General features: G+C 46.1%; 10 protein-coding genes and 1 pseudogene. 1 reads left to right on the top strand and 10 read right to left on the bottom strand.

What is annotated here, in order from left to right:
• Positions 1–2: 2 nt before the first annotated feature.
• A complete protein-coding gene (locus GWP43_RS09900; RefSeq protein ID WP_162664016.1) occupies positions 3–962 on the bottom strand; it encodes a hypothetical protein in 960 nt (319 codons plus the stop codon).
• Positions 963–1,071: 109 nt separating this feature from the next.
• The gene (locus GWP43_RS09905; protein ID WP_230977664.1) at positions 1,072–1,380 is read right to left on the bottom strand and encodes a Fur family transcriptional regulator; all 309 of its coding nucleotides are present in this window, start codon (positions 1,378–1,380) and stop codon (positions 1,072–1,074) included.
• 254 nt (positions 1,381–1,634) lie between these two features.
• Between GWP43_RS09905 and GWP43_RS09910 the strand changes: the two genes are divergently transcribed.
• Positions 1,635–2,453 (top strand): Rpn family recombination-promoting nuclease/putative transposase, encoded by an 819-nt coding sequence (locus GWP43_RS09910; protein WP_162664017.1) that lies wholly within the window; start codon positions 1,635–1,637, stop codon positions 2,451–2,453.
• Positions 2,454–2,517: 64 nt separating this feature from the next.
• Here GWP43_RS09910 and GWP43_RS09915 read toward each other — a convergent pair whose 3' ends face one another.
• From GWP43_RS09915 to GWP43_RS09950, 8 genes and pseudogenes are all read right to left on the bottom strand, one after another.
• A complete protein-coding gene (locus GWP43_RS09915; protein WP_230977665.1) occupies positions 2,518–3,201 on the bottom strand; it encodes a leucine-rich repeat domain-containing protein in 684 nt (227 codons plus the stop codon).
• A 12-nt stretch (positions 3,202–3,213) separates the two neighbouring features.
• Positions 3,214–4,362, bottom strand: a complete 1,149-nt coding sequence (locus tag GWP43_RS09920; protein WP_162664018.1) for a 2-hydroxyacyl-CoA dehydratase subunit D — start codon at positions 4,360–4,362, stop codon at positions 3,214–3,216.
• 11 nt (positions 4,363–4,373) lie between these two features.
• Positions 4,374–5,699, bottom strand: coding sequence for a 2-hydroxyacyl-CoA dehydratase subunit D (locus GWP43_RS09925; protein WP_162664019.1), 1,326 nt, complete (start codon positions 5,697–5,699; stop codon positions 4,374–4,376).
• Between the two features lie 109 nt (positions 5,700–5,808).
• Positions 5,809–6,603 (bottom strand): acyl-CoA dehydratase activase, encoded by a 795-nt coding sequence (locus tag GWP43_RS09930; RefSeq protein WP_162664020.1) that lies wholly within the window; start codon positions 6,601–6,603, stop codon positions 5,809–5,811.
• Positions 6,604–6,681: 78 nt separating this feature from the next.
• Complete coding sequence (locus GWP43_RS09935) at positions 6,682–7,932, bottom strand: sodium/glutamate symporter (protein WP_162664021.1); 1,251 nt, start codon at positions 7,930–7,932, stop codon at positions 6,682–6,684.
• Between the two features lie 108 nt (positions 7,933–8,040).
• Positions 8,041–9,843, bottom strand: coding sequence for an acyl-CoA carboxylase subunit beta (locus tag GWP43_RS09940; protein ID WP_230977666.1), 1,803 nt, complete (start codon positions 9,841–9,843; stop codon positions 8,041–8,043).
• Positions 9,844–10,181: 338 nt separating this feature from the next.
• Positions 10,182–10,979, bottom strand: coding sequence for a glutaconate CoA-transferase subunit B (gene gctB, locus GWP43_RS09945; RefSeq protein WP_162664022.1), 798 nt, complete (start codon positions 10,977–10,979; stop codon positions 10,182–10,184).
• Position 10,980: 1 nt separating this feature from the next.
• A pseudogene (locus GWP43_RS09950) lies at positions 10,981–11,862 on the bottom strand (CoA transferase subunit A); the annotation flags it as partial.
• Positions 11,863–12,017: the final 155 nt, after the last annotated feature.

Raw genomic sequence — 12,017 nt, forward strand, 5'->3', positions numbered from 1 at the left:
GGTTACCTCCCGTTACCGGATGACGCTGCATTGCCGGTATCTGTAGAACGCTGTAATTCATCAAGGTTAACCGGTTCTTCGGAAAAACCTTCCGCATTTTCCGGCAATGGCGCTTCGCGGTCGGCTTCTTTTGCAAGCTTGCTGCTGGCTTCCTGGCGAGCTTTTGCTCGTTCCATAGCGTCATTTGCTTGTGCACGTTTAACCTTCACCTTTTCATAGATATCGTTAAACTCATCGGAAGCAGTCATATACCCTGTATATGCTTGTTCGTATTTCTTATTGCCGGCAGCGATTCCTGCTGCACGATAACGATTCACCGTTTTTGCATACGGATCTTTCATCGCCACGGCTGCTTTAACCGAATCGGCACGGGAACGCGCTTCATCTGCCTTCTTTTTTGCATCGTTCATCATCGAAGCAAAACCGGCTTCTTTTACCTTTTCATAGTAACCCAGTGCTTCCTCAGAGGTTTCAAAAGCTTTTGCCGGATCGGGCTCATAAAGACCGGGTATCTTTGCAGATAAATCCTGCGCTTTTTTATAGCTGTCTGCATCATAGGCCGCAAAGTTATTTTTATCGATCTTCGACTTTAACTCGGATATCTTCATTCGATTAGTCAAAGTACGATACTGATCAGTAGCTCTCTGAGCCTTTTCCTGTGCTTCAGCAAGGTTATTTGATTCATAACTCTTTCTTGCTTCAGCCGCCGTATCGTCGGCTGATTTAAACTGCGTAGGATAAGTCGTATCTGCTTTGACGTTAACCGCTTCAGCGCGAGCCTTTGCCATCTCATCCAGTAGACGAGCTGTCTTTACCTGTTCTTCGTTTTTCTCCGAGTCAGCAGGCTTTACCGATTCAGGTTTTTGCTCCGGCTTAGGTTTGTTAGATGCACATGCACCGAAACCGAATAATAGAACACAAACACCAAGAATATAAAACAATGTTTTCAGTGTTTTATTCATTATAACCTCCATTTCTAAACGGATATTCAGACATTTAAAAAACTCATAGAGCTCTTAAAGAAGTTTGTCTAGTGCGAAAGCTTTTCGCATAGATAAATTACTATAGAACTCAATCATGTTCAAGACACTGGCACTCAGGGCAAAGTCCAAAAAAATCAAAACGATGTGAATCAATACGATAACCGCTAATCTCCGCAGCTTTTTGATCACAGTGTTCATCGGACGGCATAAAAGCATCTTCCACCTTGCCGCACCGTGTACAGATAACATGATTATGCACACTCATATCCGCATCAAAATGAGCAAAGGTGCCGTCAACATTGATGACCTTAATCCGTTTCTGTTCGGCAAGAATATTCAAATTGCGATACACGGTTCCTTGACTCAGGATGTGGAAAATCCTTTCGCAGCTGATCATACAGCCATGCCGCCGTAGGATGCGTATTAGTAGAACTTAAAAGGTTGAACAGTGCTTCCCGCTGTTTTGAATGCTTGTATGACACAGCTTTTTTCATATACAACTCCTCACATCAAAGTATAGCGCCTAAAATTGATAATCAATATTACAATTTTAAAAGCGGTACTGTCAATATTCCGCGTATGATGAGTAATTATCTCCATTTTTCAAGCCAAAAATCTCCGAAAGTCATATAAGGATTGTAGGAGAAGTAAATGACACAAAAACCTTTTGAAGACTTAACTATTTCCGATGATTTCATGTTCTGCAAGGTTATGGAGTATGCGCCTATCTGTAAAGAATTTCTTGAGATTCTGTTTAGTGTTAAAATTGAGAAAATAACCTATCTATCGCCTCAGAATACCGTTACAACTAATTCCGAAGCAAAAACCGTTCGGCTAGACGTGCTGGTAAAAGACAAAGCGGGTACATCTTACGACATTGAGATGCAAGTTGGGAATGAATACAACATACCGAAACGGATGCGGTATTATCAGTCTGTGCTGGATGTCGCCTTTTTAGATAAAGGCTATTCTTATAAAGCGTTAAACGATAGCTTTATTATCTTTATTTGCCTATTTGATCCTATCGGTAGTAACAAAGCAATCTACACCTTTGAAAATATCTGTATTGAGGATAAAAGCGTCCCCTTACAAGATGGAACTAAAAAGATTATACTGAATGCGGGTGCATTTAAAGAAACAGGTAATGAAGAATTACGAGGTTTTTTACAGTACGTAAAAACAGGGAAAGTAACGACAGCATATACAGGGAGGATAGAACAGATGATACAGGCAGTAAAACGCAATGAGCAGCTGAGGAAAGAATACCACATATTACCCGCAGCACTGATGGATGCCTTTGATGAAGGCGAGGCACGAGGGAAATCGATTGGTCTTGCCGAAGGAGAAATACGCGGTTCTCGCCGGAAAGCGTTCGAGACGGCTCGATTGATGAAGCAAGCCGATTGTGACATATCATTTATCGAAAAAATGACCGGATTGAGTAAAGAAGATATCGAAGCTATCAACTAATTTACACCATTTGTGTACATCCCTCTTTTAGCACATAGAGCAGATAGTTAATACCGACGAAAAATCATAGTCCGGCAGAAAAATATGAAGATTGTCTTTTTCCCGACATACACGGATGCATATCGGGAAAAAGACATTGAAAGTAGAGTGCTTTTAATTTTTTTACTTCGGTAGTCGGTTCAAATGCATGTGCATGTAAAAATTCCACCGATTTGGGGATTTCCACTTCTTTGATGTTGTTCTTCAAAAAAGCATACATATTGATTTTCTTCACCGATGCAGGGATCTTGACTGCCGTCAGCTCATTCTTGTAGAAGGATGAAGTATCAATCAGCTCAAGGGTTGCAGGCAAGTTGAGTTCCGTCAACGCATTTAATGCAAAGGCACTCGGCTCAATCTTTGTTTCCTTACCGCCGAAGGTAACTTCTTTAAGACCGTTCCGGTAAAAAGCAAAGCCTTCGATATCCTTCAACGCGCTCGGCAGTTTAACCGAAGTTAATTTACACACACCGAACGCATCATAGCCGATGCTCTCTACCGTGTCGGGGATAACAACGGAGGTTAAGCCCCTGCGGTAAAATGCATTGTCGCCAATCCGCGTAATAGGAGTTCCGTCCGGAGCAACCGCAGGGATAGTCAAATCGGTAAGCCCTTGCGTTTTTACCTTATCCTTTCCCTTCTGCGTCATGCCCTTTAATTCGGCGCCTTTAAAAATAAAATCATCATTTTCCCATACATTTTCACTCATACTGCTACCCCCTTACATCCGATTGAGCTGTACAATCTCGTTGAATGTTTCGAGCTGTGTTTTTACCTGCCCGAAGTCCGACATCTGCTGATCATAACCGACTTTAATCAACGGGATTTTTGCTTCACTGAATGCCTGCTTGAGCGAAGGATATTCCATCTCTTCCGTATCATCAAAGTTGAGCATAAAGAGGAGGCATCCGTCAGCCTTGTTGTCCTTTGCCAGCTTCACCACATACGCAGGGCGCTTTGTCAAATCAGGATCATAGAGCAACGGATCCTCATCCATACGGGCAAATTGATCGGCAAGTGCCAGCATCGGATCATCGATGGAAAGATCGATATCAACCTTCAATGCACGGGATTCATGCGCAACGTCATCGGCAACAACACAGACCTTGTAGGAATCTAAGATATCCAGCAAGCCGGGGTTATCGGTAATAACACCGCTGGTAACAACCCGAACACCGTCCCATTTTTCTTCCGGCAAGGCTTCGAGCAAGGCGTTCAGCTTTTTGAGCAGTTCGGTGTGTTCGTCTTTCAGCATAAAGTATGAGCTTTTCAGCACATAGCAGCGATCGGAAGCCTTTATGCTCTGCGGATGAGCCGCGGCGAGCTTGATAAACCGGCGCTTTTCAGCCCTGTTTTCGTTATACACTTTGAACGCTTTCTTTAAGTTCTCATCGGTTACTTTAACGCCGCAGATTTTTTCCAGCTCTTCCTTTGCCTTGGTAAAGATACGCGCATTGTACTTCTTGCCGAAGTCCTCTTTGCGGTGCTGACCGTGATTGATAAAGATCATCGGGATTTTCCGTCCGGCGCTCACCTTGTAGTTCTGAGAGAGCGGACGAAGCGTATCATCCAGCGTTGTCAGCATTGAAGCGGAAAGCCCGTCGAGGGTACCGTCCAAGGCCATTTCCAAACAGCGCAATGCCAGCGAGTAATAGAATGTCGGGAAGTATTCCTTTGCCCGCTCGATGGGGCCTTGACCGCCCCATACGCCGAACGGTGCGATACCTGCCGCATAGACAATCTCTTCGGGCGCATAGTACGGGAAAATACCGACGGCTTTTTTCCCTGCTGCAAGGTATTTATCCAGCTGCTTCCGCGGATTGTTTGCCAAATATTTAAATTGTTCCAATAATTCTTTGATTGTTTCCATACTGTCCTCCCCTACTCCAACGTCGGCTTCGACCAATCGGTCTCTTTGGTGTTTTTAAAGTTGGTATAGACGTCCTCGCCCTTCGCCTGTTTCTCCTGCTTGCGCTCGTCCATAATTTCTACCAAGCCCTGTACACGTGTTTTATACTGTTCCGTAGAGAAGTTGCGTTCGTCAGCCTGATCGCCGTCGAAGTGGACGACCGGAATACCGAGGTCTTCTTTCCAGCGCCGCTCGATTTCGGGCATTGCGCCGCTCCACGGTTTACAGCTGCGGTTGTAGTTGACTAAAGCGCCGCTGATACCGTTTTCTTTTGCCATGGTTTCGCGCCATTCAACACCGGTTTCGATACAGACGGAACACGGTGCCTTGCAGTACGCGGCGGCCATTTCACGGATATTTGAATATCGGAAGCCGAATGCCGGAGCATATACGACAGCGGTTACGTTAACGCCGCTATCTTTTAAGGGGTCAAACAAGGGACGGAGCGCCGGCCAGCACGGAATGCCTTCAAACAAGATACGGTGCTCTTCGGGATATTCCCATGTAGAGGTATTCTCTTTTACCGATTGTTCAAATTCCTGTGCCAACAGTTCAAAACCGACAGCGGCGTCTTCCTCACAGCGGGCGGCGACAATGTCTGCCATGTGGTTAAACAGGTCAAACCCGCTTAACGGAGACGGCTTATATGACATAAACGAACAAGCTTTCAGCCATGCCGCGGCGGTTCTGTTTGCACGCGCACAGGCATCCTCAAATTTCTTTTCATCGAATTTTTTACCGGTCAATTGCTCCAGCTGCTTGATGGCATAATCAAACTGCCCGAGCAAATAGTCCACTTTTTCTTCGGGGACATCCACCGTATTGGAGAATGGAATGTCGACCATGATGAGCGGAATATTATGCATACGCGCAATATTTTCGTACCACTTTGTCATCATATTGCAGATATTATTACAGCACAGCAAAAAATCCGGCTGCGGCATTCTGCGTGAATCGGTCGGTTCTCCTGCGGCATACGCAAGACTGATGCGAGCATACCCGCAAATATCATTATCGTAGCCCATATCCTCCGCGGCTTGGCAGAGACGTAAGCCGTCTTTCTTTGCAGCCGTCGACGCCGCGTGGTTTTCGGGATAAACAACGTTAAGATCAAAAGCTTTCGCTAATTCAATTGGAAATTTAGAAGAACTCCATCCGACTAATTCACCGCGCCGTTTTGCTTCCCACGCATTCGCATAGACCTTATCTACGACATCGCGTAACAGAGCTGCTGCGGGCTTATGCCCTTCAATCGGCCGTGGCGTTTTGTTGGGTAACTTTTCCATTTTTTGAGCCATTTGTTTCCTCCTCGTATCTCTCGGTCATCTTCCATAAAACCGGAAAAGGCATTGTGGAAGATACCGCGTAGACCGGCGCCGACCTTGCATTTACCGGCGTCGACCGTACTTATTTTGCTGCCTGCGCACACTTTTGATATGCAAACAGGGCGGCTCCAATTGCACCATTTAACTGGCAGTACTCACTCGTGTGAATTTTAAATCCTATATTTCTTTCTAATGCCCGAACCATTCCCTTATTCAGGGCAACTCCTCCGGTCATGACAACATCATCCTGAATGCCAACACGCTTGGCCAAACTACCGACACGGCTGGCAATCGCCGTATGGATTCCTTTTACGATATCGGGAATTTTTGCACCACTTGCCAGCTGAGAGATAACCTCCGATTCGGCAAAGACGGTGCAGGTAGAGCTGATGGTCAGTTCTTTGGTGGACTGTTCATCAAGCTTTTCCAGGTCTTCCAAATTGATTTCCAGAACCTTTGCGATAACATCGAGAAAGCGTCCGGTACCGGCAGCACACTTATCGTTCATAACAAAGTTTTCGAGCATACCGTTATCGCTGAGCTTTAACGCCTTTGAATCCTGCCCGCCAATATCGATAATAGTACGAACACGCGGGAACAAGAAATAAGCGCCTTTTGCATGACAGGACAATTCGGACATCTGTGCCGGGACTTCCTTTAACGAATTACGCCCATAACCGGTTGCAATAGCTCCGTCAAGCTGTTCTATCGAGGTAAAACCGACTTGATCCAATGCGCCTTTCATAACCCGCGCGGGCCCGCTGGTACCCGTTCCAACCGGAACAACCGCCGTTGCAACGATATCCTTTCCATCCTTGATAATAACACATTTGGAAGCTGTAGAACCGACGTCCACGCCCATTGTAAATATACTCATAACGATATACCCGCTCTCTTGCCGATTAAATCTAAGGGAAACCTCTAAAAACGGAAGTTTTTAGAGATTCCCTACATATTAAAGACCAAGCATGTGCTTTGCCAAATCCAAGAATTTCGTGATAATAATAGCATTGGTAATATTACTGATAAAACCGCCGATGACCGGCACGACAAAGAATGCCAACTTGGAATAGCGGTACTTGCGGCAGACCGTCTGCATCGTCGTCATCGAAACAGGCACTGCACCCAAGCCGAACCCGATGTGACCAACTGCCATAACCGCCGCATCATAGTTCCTCCCCAAGAGGTTAAACGTAAGGAAGTAACAGAACACAACAATCAGCACAACTTGCACCAGTAGCAATACAATCAATGCGGTGCCTAAGCCTGCAAGCTGCCAGAGTTTCATAGAAATAATGGACATCGATACGAATAGAGCCAGCGAGAATTCACCGACGATATCGAAAGCTTCATAGAGTACGCTGTGTTTTGCCGGATTAGTTTTTGAAGTCAGATCAAGCAAAAGGCGTGTCGCAATTCCTCCAAACATGCAGCATACGTGAATCGGAAAGTTGATTTTGAAATACTTCAATATTAAAAACAGCACTTGCCCGACTCCGCATGCAATACAGAGCATAAACACCGCTTGCAGCATATTGTATTTGTCGACTAAAGCACCCGCTGTTCCGCCGGAACCTTCCGCCTTTAATTCCGCAGCTTCTTCCTTACCGTCCAGTTCGGGATTTTCGAGGTGAAAGCGCTTAACCATAAAGTTGCCGAACGGCTCACCGATGATACAACCTGAAATCAAACCGAAGGTTGCCGCTGCAATCGCTACTTCCATAGCCGCGGTTGCGCCCGCCTCTACGGCAATGGGCGCAAACGAAGCGGCATTTCCATGTCCGCCGGTCATCGGGATACTGCCCGTCATCATAGAGATGAGGGGACTGATATGGAAAAGGCTACCGACGGAGATAGCGGCAGCATTTTGCAACGCTGCAAGCAAGGCAGCCAGTACGGTAAAAATAATCACCAGCTTACCGCCTTTTTTCAGCAGCGCCAAACTTGCAGCAGCGCCGCTTGCAGCAAAGAATAAACAATAGAACAGTTGATTGACCGTTTTATAATCAAAATTCAATTCAAAAATATTGAGCGAATAGAGCAATAGCGAGAGGAGCGCAAACAAGGTGCCACCCACAACGGAAGCGGGTAAACAATATTTTTTGAGAACCGGAATTTTATTACGTAGAAACTCTCCCACATAAATTGCGATAACCGCAACCATGAGTGTTTCGAACATGCCCAATTTTAAAACAATTCTTTCCATAACTCGATAACTCCTGATAATGAATATTTTTTTGCGTAACCATCACGAGAATTACAATAGGGAACCTCTAAAACCTAAGGTTTTTAGAGGCTCCCCGTAAGATTCTTTCTATTTTTTAACGAATGTATTATATTCTCTAATTGCCCTCGGAAGCAGCATTTGATGGAAAGCGCAGATTGCTTTCGGATTCTGATAGACGGAATTCGCAAAGGCGATCATATACGCCCGTATATCATACAAACTGACGATTTCGTCGACCATACCGGTTTTGGCGCAATACTGCGGAACGGATTTTTCCTTATATTCATTAATCAGCTTATTCATCTTTTCAATGGTAGGCGTTAAATCCTTTCCCGCATCCTTGTCTTTTACTAAACGACGGCAATACATCGCAGTTGCAGCGGTTTCTCCGTTCATTACATTGATTTCGGTTGCCGCAGTACCGAGCGAGAACGCATTGGTATCGTTGCCTTGAGGCCGGCCCAACACATAGTGAGCCGCAGCAGTACCCTTTCGGAGCGTAACTTCCATCTGCGGAATATTGGAATTCTGAATGGAGTAAATAAGCGACTGTCCCAGACCGAGCAGTTCCGCTTTTTCCGCATCGTTTCCGACGTCGATACCGGTGGTATCCTGCAGCCAGATAATCGGAATCTTATCGCGAGCACAGAGTGTTACGAACTCATTCATCTTCATAAGCCCCTGCCGGTAGAGCTTACCGCCGATGCCGACTGCGCCTTGTTTGTATTCGGGATACTTCAGCAGCAAGCCTTGGAAGTTCGCGACAAGGCCGACTAACAACCCGTCAACTTTTGCAAGTCCGGTTACCATTTCGGGACCGTAGCCTTTTTTGTACTCGCTGAATTCGCTGTTATCTACCAGCCGTCCGATAATATCGTAGATATTGTATATCTTCTTCTGGTTCATCGGCAAAATGGAATACAGATCGTTCGGATCGAGCGCCGGTTCCCGCGGTTCGTCTACACGGAAAAATTCCAAATTGTAGGCGGGCAGGTAGTCCATATATTTTTTGATACCGTCTAATACGCCGATTTCGTCGCTGTACACCTCGCGGAAAAAGCCCGTTTCGTTGTAGTGAATGGAAACCGTTCCCGGTACATCGACGCCCTTGGATTTTTTGCTTGCCTCGATAATCTGCTCGGCGCCCTCTTCGTCGATATAGCCTTTCGGATTCATACCGCCGACGATGCCGGCGCCACCGACTGCCATATTCGCTTTCTCATGTGCGATAAGGATGGTCGGGCTGATACTGTGATAGCCGCCGCCCGCGGGGTTTGTTCCATAGATACCGACGATAACGGGAACACCGAGCTGCTGCAGTTCTACGTTCCGATAGAACGGAGTACCACCGCCGCGCCGGTTCGCATAAACTTTTTCCTGCTCGTCGAGTTTAACTCCGCTACAGTTCAGTACATACACGAGCGGAATGCGCAAGCATTTTGCCGTGTCGGAAGCCCGCAGTAAGTTTTCCGCCTGCCCGGGAACCCACGCGCCGACAATCTTCTTATTATCGGAAGCAACGATGACCGCCCACTTTCCGTTAATCCGTCCCAAGCCTTTGACGATACCGGTCGCGGTTTCAAAGTCCTGCGGATTATAGAGGCTGTTTAACGGACACCATGTACCTTCGTCAATCAGGTCGGCAATCCGCTGCAGCGCAGTCATCTGCCCTTTTTCGTTGATAGCCTCCGTCGGCGTTCCTGCTTCGTGGATTTCATCTATCAGTTTGCCGATTTCTTCTTCAACGTCTTTAATCAGCTTCTCATTTTCTTCATCAATATGTGCCAACTCCTTTCCAACTTGTTCCATATTTTGGAAATAGTTCGGCATCGAATAATCACCCATGTCTATTCCTCCGGTTACGACATTTTCCGCGAGCACAAAGCTCACGGAAAATGCTCTTTTTCTGTGCGAAATTTTATCAAAAATTTTGCACATTTTTTCTAACAGACGGGTAAACACATCAGGCGGAGTAGATTAACATCGCAGAATAATTGTGGCTATGACGTCTAAAACTAGCCTTTCCGTCAGCCTTTTGAAAATAGCGGTACCGGATACAAGGCGCAAACAAAAACAAAGCGGAGACGTACTTGTTGTACGTTGAGCATTTATTTTTGTGCAGCAACGCCGTAAACGGTATGCATATTTTCAAAAGGAAAGGTTGAATAGCCTCCTTATTCTGCGGGGCTGCTAAAAAATAACCTGATGTGTTTACCCTACCCTGATACTTACTCTTCTACAGGAACTTTGATAAACGCCTGCCCGGGATCGATTTCCTCGCGGATCATCTTAATAACGTCTTCGCTCGGCGCCTCAAGCAGAACAGCTTTGGAAACATCGAGGTCAAAACCGGTATTTTCCAGTACGTCTTCGGGGGAAGAGGTCGGATAGTAACCCGCTAAGTACATCCGCTTGGTCTTATCATCAAATTTGAGAATACCGCGGTCGGTAACAACGGCGATCGGGACTCTGTTTCCCGGAAGACCGAGCTTCTCACGTCCGCCGGGGCCGTCTCCCCATCCGGCGCTGGTGATGTAGTCGATTTTATCGATAAAGCGTCGTTTTTCGTGCTGCATCATAATAACGGTGTTGGAATAGGTTGCGATACCGTTTGCACCGCCGGAACCGGTAAACCGGGTAATAGGGTTATGATAGTCGCCGATACAGGTTGAGTTTACGTTGCCGAAAGGATCAATCTGTGCACCGCCGATAAAGGCGATCATACGATCGTTATCATTGAGCCATTCGTTTGCTTCAAACCCGATAAAGCGGACGTTCGGCCACTGTACACCGCAGTGAGCCATCAGCCGGTTATCGCCGACACTGCGGGGTACTTCAACCGGAGCGCAATCCATCAAACCGCTTTCCACAATCAACTTACAATGCGGAGCAAAAATCCGTTTTGCCAACGATGCTCCGATTAAAGGAAGACCGGTACCTACAATAACAATCTGGCCGTCTTTGATAGTCTTTGCGATTGTAATTGCCTGCATTTCTTTATTGGTATAATTTTTATAATTTGCCATCTTACTTATCCTCCTTTACAAGCCGTGCCGCATAACCGAATCCCGGTACAACCTTCAATTTTGCCAATCTGCTTGCACCGAGTTTATCGATATATTCGGTATGATCTTTTACGCCGTATACCCATTCCTGTAGATAAGCTTTAAAATCTTCTTCGGTTTTGGTAACGCTGTCATACATTTTAAAGAAGTTTGCATCGTAGTCATAATAGTTATAGCACTGAGCGGGATGAGCACCGTAAGGGGTATGCACAACTGCATCGACACAAAATTCGGGTATCGAGTTTTTAGTCGGATCCTTTCTGATCTCTTCCTCGGTTACAAGCTCTTCGCATGTTACGATACACTTTTTTGCGGCAATCGCGATATCGATATCATGGAATTCATCACCCTCTATGGAACAGGTTCCTTCGATAGAAGCCTTTTGCACGTGGATGATTGCAGTATCTAAGCGCGGCACAGGAACGGCAACAACCTTTTCACCGGGATTGAAGGGGTTTTCCACCTCAACCAATTTATCATTGGGAAGGCGCGGATCTTTTGCACGCTCTTCTTTACTGATACCCCATTTGTTTACCAAGTCAGTGCCCTGCATCAGCCGTACCGGAAGATACGGAAGTCCGAGGGAAGATGCATGAAGCATCAGCATCAGTACATCTTGCGAATAGTCTTCCAGCAGCATTTTTTTGTTGTTTTTTTCTATTTCGTGGCGGAAGCGACGCGCTACGTTTGTATAGCCGGAGTTTGCAATATAGCAGTTGATAAAGGCCTTTACCCTTCCTTCACCGATCAGCATATCCCAGTCGCCGCCTGCCGGGCCGGAGTACCCGATAAAATTGCCTAAGCCTTGCCGCAGAATTTCGTTTACCGCAGCATACGGCTTACGATTCGTCGTAAAACCGCCGAAGCAGAGGACATCGCCCGATTTTACATATTTTTTTAATTGCGTCGTGCAATGACATAACCTTACTCATAATACATCTCCTTCCAACTATATGTACGTTCTAATGAAATAGAGGCAATCGCAAAAATTATTTTCCA

This window comes from Treponema vincentii (assembly GCF_010365865.1).
Classification (GTDB): domain Bacteria; phylum Spirochaetota; class Spirochaetia; order Treponematales; family Treponemataceae; genus Treponema.